Genomic DNA, 18,319 nt, shown 5'->3' with positions numbered 1-18,319 from the left:
GCGAGATCGCACCGGAGCGACCATTTAGGACGAATCCTCTCGCTGACAATCCGTACTTGGGGAGACGGTCCGCAGCCTGTCCGTCATCGTATTCGATACGTATTGGACAACGGCAGCGTCGCGCTTAGTCTGACGCTGCGTTCCTTACGGGTGTCGACGAAATCGATAGGCAGCGCTTATCGCACACGCAGCGCTGTACAAATCACATCTTGTCAAAGCTCAGCACGGAACGCGGCAAGGCGTTGGCGAAATCAATGTCAACTTTTCCAATCTATTCAATGCGAGGTAATCCTATGGACATGATCCTGAGTGAATTTGATTTCCTGGAAACGGGTGAATCAGATGAGGTTCGCGCGGTGGCCTGGTAGGGCATGCCGCGGGCGCGTCGTCGCAAGGCGACGCGTCTCGCCTTTATGACCGGGCAAAACATCCGAGGGTGCCATGCAGCTATTAGCAGACGCAACGTTGCTCAAGTTCGACAAGCAATTCCCCATTTACAACTTCTTCTATCCGGGACATCTCGCATCGAGTAAAACGGCGTCCTTCGACAGCGTGCTGCGGGAAGCAAATCATCATGCGAAGTCGCGAGCGCTGTACTTTCACATTCCGTTCTGCGAGACGGTGTGCAGCTTCTGCCCCTTCACGCGTGGGACATTTCGGAATGCAGATGTCGTTGATCGGTATGTTGACGATTTACTCACGGAGATCGAATTGAAAGCGGCGGTGGTCGACTTGCGCGCGGTGCCCGTGCGCGCCATTTTCTTCGGTGGCGGAACGCCTAGCCTGCTGTCTCCAGAACAGATTCGGCGGATTGGTGAGCGAATTCGGCATCATTTCGACCTCTCGCGAATTGAGGAGTATTCGTTCGAAATCGAAGTGAAGAGTCTTACGCCAGAAGGCGCGGAGGCCATGCGCGAGATTGGCGTGACGCATCCAAGGTTCGGATTGCAGACGTTCAGCCCGCATTGGCGAGACATGTTCGACTTGACGGCCACCCTGGACCAGGTGCATGCCGCCGTGCAGTGTCTGACAGCCCGTTTTGCGCGCCAGTCGTTTGATTTGCTTTACGGCATGAGCGGATCGGATGAAGGAGTGATGCTTAGCGATCTCGAGCAGGCAGTCGCCTTGGGAACGACCAATATCGACGTTTATCCCATCGACAACGTCATGACGCAGGTGACGCTTCACAGGAAGATCGCCAAGGCGGGGTACGCGCCAACTTCTGCGGCGCGCAAGTTCTCGATGAGGTCACTGGCCGACGAGTTCCTGCGCCATGCCGGATTTGCCCCGCACAACGGTCACGGCTACGTGCGATCTTCGTGCTCTGCAGATACGGTTGTGAGCAACGACTATTCATTTGTCTATCACGAGCACGTCTACGGATACGACGATTGCGATTTGCTCGGATTCGGTGTCAATGCCGTCAGTGCGGTCCTCGGTCATTTCATGACCAACACGCATTCCAGATCCATTTATCACCAAACGCTGGCGCAGGCGGAGTTGCCCGTATCGATAAGCGAGCATGACGTTGCATTGGACTATGCGCGTCCTGTCATTCTGCGACTGCCCTATCACGGCAGGGTCGATAAGCGACGCGTTGATTTTTCGCGAGTGCCGACGGATGTCCGCGACCGATTCGGGCAGTTGCTGGAAGCGGGAATGATCAACGAGTCAGTCGATTGCTATGAGCTGACCCGGTTGGGCTGGCATTGGTATGTGAACATGATGGTCTATCTGATGCCGAAAAATGAGCGAGCGTTGCTCAATCGACTTGTCGTTTCTCAGCTCACCTCAGGTGAGCGGCATATGAATATCAGCGAATTGCGCTTCGCGCATTAAGTGCCCATGACCGCTTCTTTGACTCGGGTGCTTCGATCTGAGCGACTGTTCACGCGCGTATTGACCGCCGACTTCATCTCCAAAACCGGCGACGGTGCACATGAACTGGCCTTCGTTCTCCTGGCGTTGGCTTTGACTCAGGGCGATCTGCAGCAAGTCGGGTGGATCTACTTCCTGCGATTCCTTCCGTACCTCGTCGCGGGGCCGTTGGGTGGGCGATTGGCGGACGTCGCCAACGCCCGGCAGGTCATGCTCGGGTGCGATCTGGCGCGCGCCACGATCACCCTGGCATTGGCGCTTGCGGTGTATCTCGAGTCGCTCGCCCCATGGGGGCTGGCGCTGGCGGGGTGTGCCATGACCACGTTTCGTACGCTCTTTCAGCCGGCATTTCAAGCGACGGTTCCCCGGCTGGTGGACGGCGGGCATCTGGTTGCAGCGAACGGATTGACCCAGATCTCGTGGGAGGTAGGGGCAGCGGTTGGACCTGCGCTGGCCGGTGCATTGTTGTGGGTGGGTTCCGTAACATGGGTCATGGCATTCGATGCGCTGACTTATTTGGTCGCATGCGGACTCTTGTATCGGGTACCGCAAAGCGTTCGCGCTCGGTTCGCACCGATTTCCGCGTCATCCCGAGCCCGAGGCGGTGGAGACGTGACAGGATGGTGGCACCGGCTGGTACGAATGTGTGGGGCATGGTCGCGGGCGTGTCGAGAGATCTCGCGAAGCCCGCCTTTGTTTGCTGCGATCGTGATGTCGTCGGTTTGCATTCTCTTCGTCGGGGCGGCGCTTCGCGTAATGATTCCGGCGCGTGCCATCGAAGTCGGTGGCACGCAGGGCGCCGCGGCCGTGGTTGCCAGTGTCCTCGCCGGAGGGACAATCGCCGGTGCATTCGCCTATACTCGCCGCCCACGGCGGATGAGCGCGGCCAGGTTGCTTGGCTACTGGGCGCTCTACGGCGGCTGCCTCTCGATGCTCCCGATGCTTCCGGGGGTGCCATGGATGTTACTGATCGCGTTCGGGATGGGCATTGCCGGGGCGTGTGTCGATGTGGTACTTGCGACGCTGATACAACGGAATTCGCCGTCGGATCGCATCGGCATGAACTTCGGCGTGTTCTCAACGCTGGCCAACACCGGTGAAGCCTTCTCCGGGGTATTGGCCGGGGGACTTGTCAGCATGGGCGGACTCAGTGGCGGGCTGGTCGCCAATGGGCTACTCGTTGTGGCCGCTGCGGGCATGGGTGTATGGCTGGTTGCTCGCCGCCGTGCCGAGAATCCCGAGGTCATTGATGCCCGATGAGATGAAAGCGTCACACGTCCTTGTGCCGCCTGCGCGCGCCGACGGGAGGTCGGCGAAGCTGAATGCGGAAGATCCTGCCGGTCCTTATGGATTCTTCGGGCGGCATATCCTGGCCGATCTCTACGGGATCGACGCAGAAGCGCTCAATGACGCCCCTTATCTGTGTTCGCTGCTCGAAGCAGGCATCGTTCGTTCCGGTGCAACGCTGATCAAAACCGTCGACTTCGTGTTTCAGCCTTCCGGGGTCACCCTCTTGATGCTGCTTGCCGAGTCGCACGTGTCGTTGCATACCTATCCGGACGAGAGTAGGGCATTCTTCGATGCATTCACGTGCGGAACGACCTGCGATCCGCATCAGATACTACGTATGTTCTGCGACGAGTTCCCGCAGTGCACGTGGCGCATGACAGCCCTCATGCGCGGAGATCCGCAGACCGAACGGCTGTCGTTCTGACGGTTGGCATTCGTCGGAAATTGGTGCATCCTTCCCAAATTGTCAGTCCCTGTGCGGACTCGATTGCGCTGCGCCGGGGCGTGTCACCCAACAAGTATGACAACGCCGACACGCCACGGGCTGAGGGGGGGGCTTCATGGACGGCTTTCTGATGGAGCGGGCGTCGCGCGGGCAGCGGGCATTTGCCGGCTGCCTGGCGATCGTCATCCTTGCCGCCTTGATCCTGGCGGCACCGAATGCCACGGCTGCGTTGCCTGCCGTGGCGCCGTTTTTGCCCATGTGCGGATTGACGGTCTTCACGACGGCCACCATCGCTGCGTTCCTGCTCGGCGCGCAGTTTCAGGTCAGTCGTCTTCCTGTTTTCGGATTGCTCGCCGGGGCGTATGCGTTCACCGCATTGACCGTCGCCATGCAGCTGCTCACGTATCCGGGCCTGTTCACGCCAGCAGGGCTGTTCGGCGCACATCCCACGACCTCCGGCTGGATCTGGGTGTTCTGGCATGCCGGGTTTCCCATTCTCGTTCTGATTGCCATGATCACGCGCCGTTTGTTCACGCCGCAGGCGGTCACGCAACTACCACCTCCCGGACGTGCCATCTGGCGCTTCGTCGGCCTGCCGCTCATCGTCGGAATGTTGCTTTGCGCGACGGTGCTGGCCGTGCCGTTGCCGCCGGCGTTGTCGCCCGCCACTGCACCGGGCGACTTCTCCGCCAGCGGTGCGGGCATCGTGCTGTTGGTGCTGAACCTCGGCGTTCTTGGCGCCGTGCTCGCGCTAGGCCGCTTGCGCACCGTGCTCGACGTATGGATTGCGCTCGCGGTGCTCGCCTGCGTGACCGACACCGTACTCAGCCTCATGAGCACCGTGAAGTTCTCGCTGGGCTGGTACCTCGCGCGGTTGTTCAGCATGTCGGCGCCGGGCATGCTCGTGTGCGTGCTGGTGTGGGAAGTCACGCGGCTGTACCGCGAGCTGACCCGTGCTCACCTGCGACTGATCGAGTACAGCAACCGCGACGCGCTCACCGGCATCTTCAACCGTCGGTACTTCAATGAAAGGTTTCCGCGCGACTTCGAGCAGGCGCGCCGAGCCGGGCATCCGTTGTCGTTGCTGATGGTCGACGTCGATCACTTCAAACGCTACAACGACGAGTTCGGACACCCCGTTGGCGACGAGTGCCTGGGACAGGTGGCGCTGGCATTGTTGCGCTCGACGCATCGCCCGGGAGACACCGTCGCGCGATACGGCGGCGAAGAGTTCGTGATCGTCCTGCCCGAAACCGACGCCCACGGTGCACAGTTCGTGGCCGCGCGCGTGACGGACAGCGTGAGGGCGTTGGCAAAGCCCGGCCCGGGGCCGAAAGGGCTGGTGACGGTCAGCGTCGGCTGTGCGACGCATGTGCCGCAGCAGGGCGCCGTGAATGACACGCCGGAGCGTCTGATTGCCTGCGCGGACGAAGCGCTGTACGCCGCCAAGCGGCTCGGTCGCGACCGCGTCTATGTGTCGAGCGGCATCTCGATGCCGGCCGATGGCGACTTCGAGATGGGGGCGACGGCGCCGAGAGAAAATCTCAGCGCGTGAGGGCGAAAGTTCGCCGTGGTGACGACTGTGCAAGAAAAACGGCGCGCCATTGCGCGCCGTGACATCCGGGCACTATTGGCGCGACGTCAGATCCGTTCGTAGGTCACGAAGGCGTAATCGAAGTCGTTGGGGGCCGGGGAGTGATGCGTCTCGCGGGCGGTCTCACGCCATTGTGCGGCGGGCAGATCCGGAAAGTGCGCATCGCCTTCGAAGGCCTTGGCAATTTCCGTCACGATCACCTTGTCGGCACTCGCCAGGGCTTCGGCATACAACTGCGCACCGCCGATCAGGCAGATTTCCTCCGCGCCCACGCACAGCCGCATGGCGTCGACCAGCGAACCCGCGACATCGCAGCCCTCGATCTTCAGATCGGGATTGCGCGACACCACGATGTTGCGGCGGCCCGGCAGCGGACGACCGATCGAGTCGTACGTCTTGCGTCCCATCACGATCGGCTTGCCGAGCGTAGTGCGCTTGAAGTGGGCGAGGTCTTCCAGCAAACGCCAGGGCAATTGATTGTCGCGCCCGATCACGCCGTTCTCGGCGCGGGCGACGACCAGCGTCAGGATTGTCATACGGCGACCGGTGCCTTGATGTGCGGATGCGCTTCGTACCCGGTAATTTCGAAATCCTCGAAGCGATAGTCGAAGATCGAGTCCGGCTTGCGCGCGATCTCCAGCTTCGGCAACGGGTGCGGCTCGCGCGCGAGTTGCGTTTGCACCTGTTCGAGGTGATTGTTGTACAGGTGGCAGTCGCCGCCCGTCCAGACAAAATCGCCCACGTCCAGCCCCGTCTGCTGCGCCATCATGTGCGTGAGCAGCGCGTAGCTCGCAATGTTGAACGGCACGCCGAGGAAGATGTCGGCGCTGCGCTGATACAACTGGCACGAGAGCTTGCCGTCGGCCACGTAGAACTGGAAGAACGCGTGACATGGCGGCAGCGCCATGCGCGGAATCTCACCCACGTTCCAGGCGGAGACGATCAGGCGGCGCGAGTCCGGGGTCTTGCGAATCTGGTCGACCAGTTGGGTGATCTGGTCGATGTGTCCGCCATCCGGCGTCGGCCACGAGCGCCATTGCGCGCCGTAGACCGGACCGAGTTCACCGTCGGCGTCTGCCCATTCGTTCCAGATCGATACGCCGTTTTCCTGCAGATAGCGCACATTGGTGCTGCCCTGGAGGAACCACAGCAATTCGTGGACGATGGACTTGATGTGCACCTTCTTGGTGGTGACGAGCGGGAAACCTTCCTGCAGGTCGAAGCGCATCTGATAGCCGAACACCGAGCGCGTGCCCGTGCCCGTGCGGTCAGTTTTGTCTGTGCCATGTTCGAGTACATGGCGCATGAAGTCGAGGTACTGTTTCATAGGCCCATCCGTTTTGGCGGATTTTACCAGCCTTCGGGGCGATGGCGTCCGGTAAGCGCCGGGGTCAGCGTCAAACGGTGATCGCGTGAGCCGATTCGGCGGCACTGGCCGCGAATGCCACCGCATGCTGAACCGTCAATCGCAACCCGACGCGCTCGCCGATCTCATGCGCCAGATCGCCGTCCATGCGGGCCACGACCTCGCGCCCGGACGCCAGCCGCAATGTGTAGAGCTGGTCGGCCCCGCGAAACGCGCGCCGCACCAGCGTGGCCTCGAACGGGCTGGCGGGATCGTGCGCAATGTCGTCGGCGCGCAGGAGCACGTCGACGTCGACCGGGTAAGCGTCCTTGGCCGCCGTGCGCAACAGCTTTTCCGCCAGCAGCGGTGCGACCGGGACCTCGCCGATTTCGAGCGAGATGCCGCCGCCATCGGTATTGCCCCGGAACGTGCCGGGAATCAAGGCGCCGCGCCCGATGAAGTCCGCCACCACCCGATTGGCCGGCGTGCGCCATAACTCCCGCGCAGGTGCCCATTGCGCAATCGCGCCTGCATGCATGACGCCGATGCGATCGGCCATTGCGAAGGCCTCGTGCTGATCGTGCGTGACGAGAATGGCGGTGGCGCCGCTGGCACGAATGATCTCGCGCACTTCCACCGCGAGCCGTTCGCGCAGATCGAGATCGAGGTTCGAGAACGGTTCGTCGAGCAGCAACAGCGCCGGGGAGGGGGCCAAGGCGCGGGCAAGCGCCACACGCTGCTGCTGGCCGCCCGACAACTCATGCGGATACTTTCGGAGGACGCCTGCCAGCCCCACGCGTTCGGCCAGCATCTCCACGCGTGATTGCCGTTCGCTGCGGGGCATGCGTCCGAGACCGAAGCCGATGTTCTGCGCCACATTCAAATGCGGAAACAGCGCGTAATCCTGGAACACCACCCCGATATGACGCCGCTCCGGCGGCTCGCTCATCTGCGCGTTGGCCACCTCGTGGCCGTCGAGTACGATGCGCCCGCCCGCGAGCGGCTCGAAGCCGCTGACGGCGCGCAGCACCGTCGTCTTGCCACAGCCGGAGGGCCCGAGCAGACAGCCGATCTCGCCGCGCGCCAGCGACAGCGACAGGTCGCGAACCGCTGTGTGAAGGTGTCCGGCGGCGTCGTAATTCACGCTGATGTGGTCGAGCAGAAGATAGGGCAGGGGCATCGGCTGGTGTTGGCGTGGCGTGGTCGGAGTAGGCGGGCAAACGAACCACCGGTCGAACGGGGGAACGACCGGTGAGCGGGCCTCGCATGCATTGCAGTGAACGTCGCGACGCATTTCTTGCCTTGCCGGGGCACTTTCCAGTCCCGGCAGCGTCAGAGTCGCAATTGCGAATGCGTATAATTTACAACGCTTAGACCCGTGTATGTCTGCCGGTTCCCCGAAACGACGCGAGGCGCAAGGTGTCCGGGCCATTGTCAACGGTCAGTCGCCTCGTGCGCGTCGTCGCCGTCGCGATTGGCCGTCCGGCCGTCGCGGACGGTACGCCGCCGGTTCGCTAACCCATTCCGCTACCGATTTGCCGATGTCATCGACGCCTGAATCACGCGCCGCCGCCGAGTCTGTCTCCGCCGATTTCCCGTCCGAGTCCGTTGAGCTGCGGGCGATGCCGTCGTCCCCGGTGATGGCTGCGACCACGATGACGTCCCCCGCGAGTGTCGCGCCGACCGCGCGACGCCTGCGCGTCGGCCGATTTGCCGGCCGATTCGCTGCCCGATTCGCCGGCCGATGGGCGTGGCGGCTGGTCGCCTGGATCGCGGCGCTGGTCGTGTTGATACCGATGATCGGCATCGTGGCGGCGTTGGGCGCGGGCGACGCCGAAACGCGGGCCGTGCTCGCGCATATGCTCGACACGGTGCTGCCCGAGTACGCCCTGAATTCGTTGCGAATCTCGCTCGTCGTGAGTGCGGGCGTGCTGGCGATGGGCGTGATCCCCGCATGGCTGGTCGTGCATTACACGTTCCCGGGCCGACGCATTCTCGAATGGGCGTTGATCCTGCCACTGGCGATGCCCGCCTACGTTACGGCGTATGCATACACCGACTTCCTCCAGTTTGCCGGGCCGGTGCAGAGCGCATTGCGCCAGTGGCTCGCCGTGGATCGCGTCACCTGGTTCCCGGAAGTGCGTTCGTGGTACGGCGCGTCGTGGGTCTTTGCCGGGGCGTTCTACCCGTATGTCTATCTGTTGGCGCGCACGGCGTTCCTCGAGCACAGCCAGCGCTTTTTCGAGGCGGCGCGAACCCTGGGCTGCACCCCGACGCAGGCGTTCTTGCGTGTGGCGTTGCCGCTCGCACGACCGGCGCTGGTGGCTGGGGTGGCGCTCGTGCTCATGGAGACGTTGGCGGACTACGGTGCAGTCGCGTACTTCGGCGTGCCCACCTTCACCACGGGGATCTATCGGGCATGGCTGTCGATGGGCGACCGCGTTGCCGCTGCGCAACTCTCCGCGTGCCTGCTGTTCGCCGTGCTTGTCCTGCTGATCGCGGAAGCGCGCAGCCGGGCGCGCCTGCGATATTACGGCGCGCCGGGGCGTGCGCCCGTGACCTCACGCCGCACACGATTGCGAGGCGCGGGTGCGGCGCTCGCCACGATCGGTTGTGCGTTGCCGCTGGTCATCGGCTTCGTGTTGCCTGCGCTCATCATGCTGCGCCTCGCGGTCTCCGAGCTGGATCAGGTGCCGTGGACGCGCTACGGCGAGTGGGTCTGGAACACCGTGCGCCTTGCCGCGATGGCCGCGCTCGTCGCGAGCCTCTTTGCCATCGTGCTGGGATACGCACAACGGCTGGCGCCGGGACGCGTTACGCGCCTCGCCGTGCGCCTCGTGGGTGTGGGCTACGCGATCCCGGGCGCGGTCATCGCGCTGGGCATTCTCACGCCGGTGCTGCATCTCGACACGTGGATCGGCAACGTGTTCGGGGCCGACGGCCTCGTGCTCGCCGGTACTGGCGGCGTGTTGATCTACGCCTACCTCGTGCGTTTCCTGCCGGCGGCGCTGCAAAGTGTCGACGCCGGCTTCGCCCGCATCGCCCCGAATCTCGACGCGAGCGCCCGCAGTCTGGGCGTAGGCGGCTGGTCGATGCTGCGACGCGTGCACCTGCCGCTGCTGCGCGGCAGCGTGTTGACGGCGGCACTGCTGGTCTTCGTCGACGTCATGAAGGAACTCCCCGCGACGCTCGCACTGCGCCCGTTCAACATGGATACGCTCGCCGTCGTCACGAGTCATCTCGCGGCGGACGAGCGCCTGGCTGAGGCCGCCGTGCCAGCCCTGACACTCGTGCTCGTGGGGCTGCTGCCGGTACTGGTGCTCGCGCGCGCGATTGCCCGCCGGCGCTGACACATTGACGCATGGACGCAGGGCGTTGGCGCGGCGGGAGCGTCGCGCTGTGCGAGGCGGTGTTTCGAGGCCGCACTCTACCCCGTTGTAAATTCCTGAAACGATTCCCGGTTGCCGCCCCGATAGCGCCGCACTATAGTCAAAGCAGACCCGGCAACGAAACCGGGATGTCTGAGCGTCAACAAAATGATTGCGATCATCATTTGCAAATGTTGGCTGTTCATGGCCTTGGCGTCGGCACCACCGCCAGAGGTATCGTTCGACAGTGCAGACGGGGGATGGGGTACCGTTTTGCTTGTGGGATCGATGCGCTAGCGGGGCCTTGGGAGGGACCGGCGCGGGCACACTGAAACGGACGCACGACGTCCGACGGGAACCTGTAACCTGTCGGCACCCGAGGCGCGTTCCGTCAGGTCCCTCTCCATCGTCGTCGACAGGGTCTGTGCGGCTGCCGGACTTCCCTCCAGGGGCCCGGTGTTGTTTTCCAGTGTCGTCAAGGGCGGCGCCCGGTGGCATTTTTGCCACACACGCCGCAATATCGCTGTCAATGCAGTGCCTTCGGGAGACAGGCATGGCGCTATGGCGGATCGATCTGGTGTCGTTACGACTGTTCGTTGCGGTTTGCGAGGAAAGCAGCATTGCCCGCGCGGCCGAGCGCGAGTTCATCGCGCCTTCTGCGGTGAGCAAGCGGATCAACGACCTCGAGTCCCTCGTCGGCTCCGCACTCCTCCAGCGCCACAAGTGGGGCGTACGCGCCACGCCCGCCGGTGAGGCGCTCTTGCATCACGCGCGCAACGTCCTGCGCAGTCTCGAGAAGATGCAGGGCGATCTGTCCGAATACACCAGCGGCGTGCGTGGCCACATTCGCATCTTCGCCAACGTTTCCTCCATCGTCGAAACATTGCCCGATGAACTGGGCGCCTTCCTGCGCCGTCACGAAGGCGTGAAGGTCGACCTCGAAGAGCACACCAGTGCGCAGGTCGTGCGCGGTGTGGCCGACGGTGCGACCGATATCGGTATCTGCTGGGACGCCGTGGACACCCGCGACGTCGAAGTCTTCCCCTATCGCCACGACCAGATCGTGACCGTGCTGCATCGCGATCATCCGCTGGCCGGCGCCGAGCAACTCGCGTTCATCGACACGCTCGATTTCGACCACGTGGGCGTGCATCCGGACAGCGCCATGTACACCGTGCTGCGACGTCTGGCCGCCGAACAGGGCAAGACCGTCAAATTCCGCATCCATGTCTCGACATTCGAAGCAGTCTGCCGGATGGTGCGTGCCAACCTGGGGCTGGCCGTGGCGCCGCGCGAGGCTGTGGGCATCTATTCGCAAGTCACGGACGGAGCAGCGCTGCGCATCGTGCCGCTGACCGATTCGTGGGCCGACCGACGACTCATCGTGTGCGTGCGGCGTTACGACGCGCTACCCGTGGCGTCGCGCATGCTGGTCGACCATTTGTGCGCGCGTAACGTAACAGAGGGAACGCGCGTAACAACCGATGGGTGCGAAGAGGCCTGATGGCACCTCAGATGGCACCCAGGATTGCCCCCCACGGCACGCACAGGCATCGTGAACGGCGATGCGTGGCATGCCGAAACACAACTTGTGCCCACAGCGGGGCCGGCGGATGCTCTGGGGGCCGATAGCGATTCCGGCCGACGAGCCGGAGCGCGCCTGCGTCCCGCATCAGGCGGGAGGAGACACGCGATGAGACAAGCCGAAGCGCGCCGCGTGCGCGATGCCGTGGGACGATTGATTCTCGTTCTCACGCTCATGGCCCTGGGCCTCGTGGCACTGAGCCTGACCTCCGGGGCCTTTGCTGCGCCTGCACAACCGCTGGAAAAACCGAAGATCACCATCGCCGTGGGCGGCAAGCCCGGGCTCTACTACCTGCCGCTGACCATTGCCGAGCAGCTCGGCTACTTCAAGGACGAAGGCCTCGACGTGACCATCGACGACTTTGCGGGCGGCTCGAAAGCCCTGCAAGCCGTGGTAGGCGGCAGTGCCGACGTGGGGACCGGCGCGTTCGAACATACGCTGCTGATGCAGACCAAAGGGCTGACCTATCAGGCGTTCGTCGTGCTGGGCGCCGCGCCGCAACTCGTGCTCGGCGTGGTCAAGGGCAAGGCGGACGAGGTCAAGTCGGTCAAGGATCTCAAAGGCATGCGCATTGGCGTGAGTGCACCGGGGTCGAGTACGCACATGCTCGTGAACGTGGCGTTGACCAAGGCCGGCCTCAAGCCGAACGACGTGTCCATCGTCGGCGTGGGGAGCAACGCCACGGTGGTGGCCGCCGCACGCGGCGGTCAGGTCGATGCCGTGTCCAACGTCGATCCGATGATGACCCTGCTGCAGGAGTCGGGCGACCTGAAGGTGCTTGTCGACACCCGCACGCAGGCCGGTACCCGCGCCGTGTTCGGCGGTCCGATGCCGGCAGCCGTCATGTATGCACCGCAAAGTTTCATCCAGAAGAATCCGCACACCGTGCAGGCGCTGGCCAACGCCATCGTGCGCGCGGACAAATGGCTGGCACATGCGTCGGGCGCCGATCTCATCAAGACGGTGCCCGAATCGTATCTGCTGGGCGACAAGACGCTCTATCTGAAGGCGTTCGCCAATTGCCGCGAGGCGTTCTCGCCCGACGGCATGATGCCGACCGGCGGCCCGGCCACGGCGCTCAAGGCGCTCGCGTCGTTCACGCCGGAAGTCAAGCCGGCGCAGATCCGCCTGGGCGACACCTGGACCAACACGTTTGCCGTGCAGGCAAATCGCCAGTACCCCTGAACATCGCCCGACAAACGGGTGTTTGGACGTGATGACTTCACTTTCCCTTCGTTGCCGCACCTCGGTTCGGCACGGAACTTGCGATCGAGACGGGTGACCCCCATGCGGGAACCATCGAGGAGCGATCCCATGCAAGCGACCGTGCAACTGAATGGCCGGGTGTTGTGGTTGAGCGACCGTGCCGAGGCCATGACCCGGCAACTGTCGGGGGAAGTGCTCACGCGTGCCGAGGCCGGTGCGCTACGCGATCAGATCTCCACCGACGAAATGACGCCCGCGTGGGCGTGTCTGGCGTTCGACGAAACGCTGGGCGACTACGTTTATGTCGGATTGCGATGCAATGACGACGCTGCCGATCCGGCCGGTGTGTTCCCCGTCAGGCCGAACGCGGTACGTGACGGCGGCTTTGCGCTGTCGGTCGCCGGCTTGCGTCGGGGCAAAGGGTCGTCGCGCGAAGCCAGTCCGTTTGCCGAATGGTGCGCGGGCATTCGCATCGTGATTGCCGAGAGCTTCGAGCGCATCTATGCGCAGAACTGCCAGAACCTCGGGCTGTTGATGTCGACCGACGTGGCGCTCGCAGAGCGTCTGCAAGCGGGCGAAGCCGTGCCCATCGAGGCGTTCCTGGAAGATTGCGACGCCCTCGGCGAAGCGATCGTGCGCAGCGGCGGGCTGTTCGGCTACACACGGCGGCGCCTGACGGGTGAAGTCGTGCCGCCCTGTCCCGCCCACGCGCCGGGGCCGATGACGTACGGCGAGAAGATCATTGCAAAAGCGCTGGGCGTGCCGCGCGTGCGTGCGGGCGACGCCGTGTTCGTGCCCGCCGACTGGCGCTTCTCCCACGAATACGTCACGCCGATGGCGGTGAGCTTCCTGCGTCATGCGTTCGACACCATAGGCGAGGACGTGCCCCCGCTCCATGATCGGGCGTCGATGCTGTGTTTCGAAGACCACCTTACGCACCTCGACGCCGTGACGGCCGATGGCAGCCGGGCCCCGTCGCTGGTCGACGCGGCCCAACGGCTCGGCGCGGTGCAGCGCGAATTCTGTGCGGCGCACGATATCCGGCTTCACGGACGCGCCACGGGCGGCGGCTCGGAGGGCATCTGCCACGCCCTGATGCTCGAACGTTACGCGCTGCCGGGGCAAGTCGTCGTCGGCACCGATTCGCACACGCCGCATTGCGGTGCACTCGGGGCCTTCGCGTTCGGGGTGGGGGCGACCGAAATGGCGAATGCCTGGTTGACGGGCGACGCGCGTCTGGCGGTGCCGGGCACCTGTCTCGTGCAATTGCACTCGCGGTTGCCTGCGGGCGTGGGCGCGAAGGATCTGGCGCTGCACCTGTTGCACTTGCCTTATATCCGCGACGGGCGCGCCATTGGCCAGATCATCGAATTCACGGGCGACGCGGTGCGCGCGCTGTCGACCGACGAACGCGCCACGCTTACCAACATGGTGGCGGAGATTGGCGGACTGACCGGACTGGTCGTGCCCGACGAGGAAACCGTGCGCTACTTGCGCGAGCGGCGCGGCATCGATGTCGCACTGGCGCCGTGGATGACGAGCGATGTGCAGGCATCGTACGCCCACGTGATCGAAGTCGACTGCGCACGACTCGGCGCGATGGTGGCGAGTCCGGGCGACCCGGGCAACGGCGTGGCACTGGCCGATCTGTCGGCGACGGTATCGATCGATATCGCCTACGGCGGGTCGTGCACGGGTAGCAAGCGCGACGATCTGCGGGCGTGCCACGACGTGCTCGCCTGGGGCCTGGCGCACGGCCATTGCGTGGCCGACGGTGTGCGCTTCTACCTGCAATACGGCAGTGAAGATGTGCAGTCATGGTGCGAAGCCCAGGGCTACGTGAAGGTATTTCAGGCTGCGGGCGTGACGATGCTCGCGCCGGGTTGCGGTGCCTGCGTGAATGCCGGACCCGGCGTGTCGCGCGCCGCCGATGAGGTGGTCATCAGCGCGCAGAACCGGAATTTTCCTGGCCGTTCCGGGCCGGGACAGATGTGGCTGGGCAGTCCGGCCACGGTGGCAGCGAGTGCCTTGGCGGGGTATATCGTCGGCTTCGATCAACTAAGACGCGATGGATTCGTGCCGCATCCGGTGAGCGTGCCGGACCGCAGACACGACACAGCGTCGAGCGCAGGTTCGGGAGGGTAGTCGATGCAGGACGCGTCCCCTGCAACGCCGATGCCATTGAAGGGCATTCGCGTTGTGGAGTTTTCCCACATGGTGATGGGGCCTACGTGCGGCATGGTGCTCGGCGACCTCGGTGCCGACGTCATCAAGGTGGAACCGGTCGGCGGCGACGCCACCCGGCGTCTGCTGGGCACGGGTGCAGGCTTCTTTCGAACGTTCAACCGCAACAAGCGAAGCCTCGCCGTGGATGTGAGCCGGCCTGAGGGGCGCGAGTTGATCCTGCGACTGGTGGGCACGGCCGACGTGCTCACCGAGAATTTCAAGCCGGGGCGCATGCGACAGATCGGTCTCGATTACGGGACGCTCTCGCGGCTCAATCCGGCACTGGTGTACGTGTCGCTGAAGGGGTTTCTGCCCGGACCTTACGAGGCGCGTACGGCCCTCGACGAGGTCGTGCAGATGATGGCCGGGCTGGCGTACATGACCGGCCCGCCGGGGCAGCCGTTGCGTGCGGGCTCGTCGGTCAACGACATCATGGGCGGTGTTTTCGGTGCGCTGGCGGCGCTCGCGGCGCTTTATGAGCGCAAGACCACGGGACGCGGGCAGGAAGTGCAGGGCGCCTTGTTCGAGAATTGCGTGCTGCTCGCGGCGCAACACATGCAGCAGTACGCGGTGACGGGCGCTGCGCCCGACCCGATGCCCGCGCGGGTCTCTGCGTGGGGCATCTACGACGTGTTCACCGCGCGCGACGGCGTGCAGATTTTCCTGGCGGTGGTGAGCGATAGCCAATGGCGGATTTTCTGCGACGTGTTCGGCCGTCACGACCTGGCGGAAGATCCACGGCTCGCCACCAACAACGATCGCGTGCTGGCGCGTGACTGGCTGCTACCGCTACTGCGCGAGATGATCGAGGGTTTCGACGCCGGCTATCTGGCCGCTGCCTTCGAACGGCATGGCTTGCCGTTCGCGCCTATCGTCAAACCGCAGGCCCTGTTCGACGACCCGCACTTGCGCGCGAGCGGCGGGCTGGGTGATCTGTTGACCGAGGACGGCGAACCCACGCAGGTGCCGCTGCTGCCGATCACGATGGCTGGTCAGCGCTTGCCTGCGCGGCGCGCGTTACCTGCTGCGGGCGAGCACACGCATGAAATCTTGCGCGATCTGGGCTATCCGGACGGTCAGATCGCGCGCCTGTTGAGCGAGGGAGTGGTGGCGGAACCCGCGCACGACCCGGCGACGGGCGACACCTCCGGTGCGGCCGGTCCCGTTTTGTGGAAAGACAGCGCCGGGTGAGGCTGAATTCGGAGTTATCCGAACGAAGGATGCCTGTTATCCGCTTGCGGATGGACGGCATGGCGCGGTACGGTGTGGGCATCCCTGCCATCCGTTCCGTGCCCCGTCATGATCCAGTCGTCCGCTGTGTCCGCCGCGTTTGCCACTTCCGCCACGTCTGCTACTTCCGCCGAATCCACCGAGCCCGATTCGTCTGCCGCGCGGCGTCCGTCTGATCGCGCCGATGCGTCCGACGCACCACTCGCCGGCGTGGTGGTCCTCGATCTCACTCGATTGTTGCCCGGCCCGCTCGCGGGATTGCGCCTCGCGGAGTTGGGCGCACACGTCGTGAAGATCGAAGATCCGGGCGCCGGCGACTATGCGCGCGAGATGATGCTGCGCGACGGCGAGACGCCGCCGAGTGGTTTCTGGCGTCTGCTCAATCGCGGCAAGACCGTTGAACGGCTGGATCTCAAACAGGCCGACGGGCGCGCGACGTTTCTCGAGTGGGTCGCGCGCGCCGACGTCCTGCTCGAAGGATTTCGTCCGGGGGTAATGGCGCGACTCGGTTTCGACTACGAAACGCTTGCGCGCCACCGGCCATCGCTGGTGATGGCGTCGATCAGCGGGTATGGGCAGCATGGCCCACTGTCACAGGCGGCGGGACACGACATCAACTACATCGGTTACGCCGGCGTGCTCGACCAGCTTTGCGACGCCGACGACGCGCCGATCGTACCTAACTTCCAGATCGGCGACCTGTACGGAGGCGGGCAGGCGGCGGTGCAAGCCGTGCTGGCGGCGCTGGTGGCGGCACAACGCACCGGGCGCGGCCGGTGGCTCGATATCTCGATGACGCACGAGGTTTTCCGCTCGAACGTCGTGCCTGCCGTGGCGCTGCATCGGCAGGGGCAGGTGTCGCGGGCGGGCGGAGATCTGCTCAACGGCGGCGTGCCTTGCTACCAGGTCTATCGCACCAGCGATGGGCGCTTCATGGCCGTGGGGGCGCTGGAGCTCAAGTTCTGGCAGACGATGTGCGATGTGCTGGGGCGCAGCGAATGGAAGACGCGTCACTGGTCGCTCGGGCAGATCGTGGGTGGCGAGGACGCGCGCTCGCTGCAAGCCGAACTGGCAGCGGTGTTTGAGGGCGCGCCGCAACGCGAGTGGATCGAGCGATTCGCACAGGCCGATTGCTGCGTGACGCCGGTGCTCAGACTGGAGGAGGCGATGACGCATCCGCTGTTCGCGCATTCGCGTGAAGCGCTGTTGCCTTGAGTGCGCCAACGACGCGTGCGTTACCGAATGTCACAATTTTCCGCCGGCGCGGGCGCGAACCTGGGCGGTTCATCGCGTAGAGTCGTCGATTGTCGTCGCCAATGGATTTCGATATGCCCATCACCCGACGGCTTGTTTTCCCGTCAAGGCGCCGTGTCTCGCTCCGCCGCTCGCGAACGCGATGGATGATGACGTCCCTGCTCGGTGCGGCGATGTGCACCGGTTGCGTTTCCTATCAGGACACGACGACGGCGCACGGCACGGTGCGTTCGACGGCGATGACGACAGCCGATCTCGCGCAGACGGATACCAACCGCATGGCGACACTCGCCATGCGCGCGAACCTCGAAAGCCTGTATTTGCTCGCGGACAAGCTCTACAAGCGCAATCCGCGCGAGTGGCGCAAGAGCGGGGCAACTACGCAGGCCCAGGCCCTGACCGACCTGCGCGCCGCTGTCGAAGGGCGACGCACGGTCGCGGACTTGAAGGGCCTGCGCGACGTGAAAGCGCTGTCGTTGTCGCTCGATCCGGCATTCGGCGGCGATCGTGTTGCCGCGTTCATCTTCAGTCTGTCCGACACGATCATCACGGCGCATGGGGGATCGACGGTGTTCTACCTGAGCGACGGGCTCGACGCGCAACGCATCTACAACGCCGCGCGAAATGTCGAGATCGCCGCATGGCTGCTGGCGAGCCGCCGCGACGTCGCAGGCCATCCGTTGCTGTTCGCGAACGAGATCGCCGACGTTCGCAACGTGAGCTTCGAGCGCGAATTCGGCAAGATCATCGGTCGTCTCGATCTGCTCGCAGAGATGCTCGACGAGAAGTACCGGCGTGCCGGCATCGGGTACGTGCAAAACTTGCTGGGCGCCCAGTTTCTTCAGTTCTTGCCCGTGCGGTGACGGGATGTGACTGATGGGGCACAAATGCTGCGTGA

The 18,319-nt window shown here is 64.3% G+C and carries 14 protein-coding genes; 11 read left to right on the top strand and 3 right to left on the bottom strand.

Translation table 11 applies throughout. The annotated features are described in order from the left end of the window. The first annotated feature begins 441 nt into the window (after window positions 1-441). From ABWO90_RS04925 to ABWO90_RS04910, 4 genes are all read left to right on the top strand, one after another. On the top strand, window positions 442-1,839 hold the full coding sequence (locus ABWO90_RS04925; protein WP_353190085.1) for a coproporphyrinogen-III oxidase family protein: 1,398 nt from the start codon (window positions 442-444) through the stop codon (window positions 1,837-1,839). Between the two features lie 6 nt (window positions 1,840-1,845). Beyond that, on the top strand, window positions 1,846-3,138 hold the full coding sequence (locus ABWO90_RS04920) for an MFS transporter (RefSeq protein ID WP_353190084.1): 1,293 nt from the start codon (window positions 1,846-1,848) through the stop codon (window positions 3,136-3,138). Then, on the top strand, window positions 3,128-3,592 hold the full coding sequence (speD, locus tag ABWO90_RS04915) for an adenosylmethionine decarboxylase (RefSeq protein WP_353190083.1): 465 nt from the start codon (window positions 3,128-3,130) through the stop codon (window positions 3,590-3,592). Before ABWO90_RS04920 ends, speD begins: the two co-directional genes overlap by 11 nt. A 136-nt stretch (window positions 3,593-3,728) precedes the next feature. Continuing rightward, on the top strand, window positions 3,729-5,168 hold the full coding sequence (locus ABWO90_RS04910) for a sensor domain-containing diguanylate cyclase (RefSeq protein WP_353190082.1): 1,440 nt from the start codon (window positions 3,729-3,731) through the stop codon (window positions 5,166-5,168). 86 nt (window positions 5,169-5,254) lie between these two features. On the opposite strand, the gene ABWO90_RS04905 is transcribed toward ABWO90_RS04910, so the two are convergent. The 3 genes from ABWO90_RS04905 to ABWO90_RS04895 form a co-directional block, all read right to left on the bottom strand. Next, on the bottom strand, window positions 5,255-5,743 hold the full coding sequence (locus tag ABWO90_RS04905; protein WP_353190081.1) for a dihydrofolate reductase: 489 nt from the start codon (window positions 5,741-5,743) through the stop codon (window positions 5,255-5,257). Continuing rightward, window positions 5,740-6,534: a thymidylate synthase gene (locus ABWO90_RS04900; RefSeq protein ID WP_353190080.1), complete on the bottom strand. Its 795-nt coding sequence runs from the start codon at window positions 6,532-6,534 to the stop codon at window positions 5,740-5,742. The genes ABWO90_RS04905 and ABWO90_RS04900 overlap by 4 nt, the downstream gene beginning before the upstream one ends. A gap of 70 nt (window positions 6,535-6,604) precedes the next feature. Next, window positions 6,605-7,732, bottom strand: a complete 1,128-nt coding sequence (locus tag ABWO90_RS04895) for an ABC transporter ATP-binding protein (RefSeq protein ID WP_353190079.1) — start codon at window positions 7,730-7,732, stop codon at window positions 6,605-6,607. Window positions 7,733-8,093: 361 nt separating this feature from the next. Between ABWO90_RS04895 and ABWO90_RS04890 the strand changes: the two genes are divergently transcribed. The 7 genes from ABWO90_RS04890 to ABWO90_RS04860 all read left to right on the top strand — a co-directional run bounded on the left by ABWO90_RS04890 (window position 8,094) and on the right by ABWO90_RS04860 (window position 18,284). Beyond that, window positions 8,094-9,902: an ABC transporter permease gene (locus ABWO90_RS04890; protein WP_353190078.1), complete on the top strand. Its 1,809-nt coding sequence runs from the start codon at window positions 8,094-8,096 to the stop codon at window positions 9,900-9,902. A gap of 571 nt (window positions 9,903-10,473) precedes the next feature. Continuing rightward, window positions 10,474-11,424, top strand: a complete 951-nt coding sequence (locus tag ABWO90_RS04885; protein WP_353190077.1) for a LysR family transcriptional regulator — start codon at window positions 10,474-10,476, stop codon at window positions 11,422-11,424. A gap of 189 nt (window positions 11,425-11,613) precedes the next feature. After that, the gene (locus ABWO90_RS04880) at window positions 11,614-12,690 is read left to right on the top strand and encodes an ABC transporter substrate-binding protein (RefSeq protein ID WP_353190076.1); all 1,077 of its coding nucleotides are present in this window, start codon (window positions 11,614-11,616) and stop codon (window positions 12,688-12,690) included. Between the two features lie 129 nt (window positions 12,691-12,819). Beyond that, window positions 12,820-14,856, top strand: coding sequence for an aconitase family protein (locus ABWO90_RS04875; RefSeq protein ID WP_353190075.1), 2,037 nt, complete (start codon window positions 12,820-12,822; stop codon window positions 14,854-14,856). A 3-nt stretch (window positions 14,857-14,859) separates the two neighbouring features. After that, on the top strand, window positions 14,860-16,128 hold the full coding sequence (locus ABWO90_RS04870; RefSeq protein ID WP_353190074.1) for a CaiB/BaiF CoA transferase family protein: 1,269 nt from the start codon (window positions 14,860-14,862) through the stop codon (window positions 16,126-16,128). Between the two features lie 108 nt (window positions 16,129-16,236). After that, the gene (locus ABWO90_RS04865; RefSeq protein ID WP_353190073.1) at window positions 16,237-17,382 is read left to right on the top strand and encodes a CaiB/BaiF CoA transferase family protein; all 1,146 of its coding nucleotides are present in this window, start codon (window positions 16,237-16,239) and stop codon (window positions 17,380-17,382) included. 185 nt (window positions 17,383-17,567) lie between these two features. Beyond that, complete coding sequence (locus tag ABWO90_RS04860; protein WP_353190072.1) at window positions 17,568-18,284, top strand: hypothetical protein; 717 nt, start codon at window positions 17,568-17,570, stop codon at window positions 18,282-18,284. Window positions 18,285-18,319: the final 35 nt, after the last annotated feature.

Origin of the sequence: Pandoraea pnomenusa (genome assembly GCF_040391475.1) — a bacterium.
GTDB classification, from domain to species: Bacteria; Pseudomonadota; Gammaproteobacteria; order Burkholderiales; family Burkholderiaceae; genus Pandoraea; species Pandoraea pnomenusa_C.
This window is presented reverse-complemented; position numbering and strand designations above follow the sequence as displayed.

Bases quoted from the DNA above. Each gene is read 5' to 3' on its own strand.
- ABWO90_RS04905 (WP_353190081.1), bottom strand. From the start codon at position 5,743: ATGACAATCCTGACGCTGGTCGTCGCCCGCGCCGAGAACGGCGTGATC.
- ABWO90_RS04895 (WP_353190079.1), bottom strand. From the start codon at position 7,732: ATGCCCCTGCCCTATCTTCTGCTCGACCACATCAGCGTGAATTACGAC.
- ABWO90_RS04910 (WP_353190082.1), top strand. From the start codon at position 3,729: ATGGACGGCTTTCTGATGGAGCGGGCGTCGCGCGGGCAGCGGGCATTT.
- ABWO90_RS04920 (WP_353190084.1), top strand. From the start codon at position 1,846: ATGACCGCTTCTTTGACTCGGGTGCTTCGATCTGAGCGACTGTTCACG.
- ABWO90_RS04900 (WP_353190080.1), bottom strand. From the start codon at position 6,534: ATGAAACAGTACCTCGACTTCATGCGCCATGTACTCGAACATGGCACA.
- ABWO90_RS04875 (WP_353190075.1), top strand. From the start codon at position 12,820: ATGCAAGCGACCGTGCAACTGAATGGCCGGGTGTTGTGGTTGAGCGAC.
- ABWO90_RS04865 (WP_353190073.1), top strand. From the start codon at position 16,237: ATGATCCAGTCGTCCGCTGTGTCCGCCGCGTTTGCCACTTCCGCCACG.
- ABWO90_RS04890 (WP_353190078.1), top strand. From the start codon at position 8,094: ATGTCATCGACGCCTGAATCACGCGCCGCCGCCGAGTCTGTCTCCGCC.
- ABWO90_RS04870 (WP_353190074.1), top strand. From the start codon at position 14,860: ATGCAGGACGCGTCCCCTGCAACGCCGATGCCATTGAAGGGCATTCGC.
- ABWO90_RS04925 (WP_353190085.1), top strand. From the start codon at position 442: ATGCAGCTATTAGCAGACGCAACGTTGCTCAAGTTCGACAAGCAATTC.
- ABWO90_RS04860 (WP_353190072.1), top strand. From the start codon at position 17,568: ATGATGACGTCCCTGCTCGGTGCGGCGATGTGCACCGGTTGCGTTTCC.
- speD (WP_353190083.1), top strand. From the start codon at position 3,128: ATGCCCGATGAGATGAAAGCGTCACACGTCCTTGTGCCGCCTGCGCGC.
- ABWO90_RS04885 (WP_353190077.1), top strand. From the start codon at position 10,474: ATGGCGCTATGGCGGATCGATCTGGTGTCGTTACGACTGTTCGTTGCG.
- ABWO90_RS04880 (WP_353190076.1), top strand. From the start codon at position 11,614: ATGAGACAAGCCGAAGCGCGCCGCGTGCGCGATGCCGTGGGACGATTG.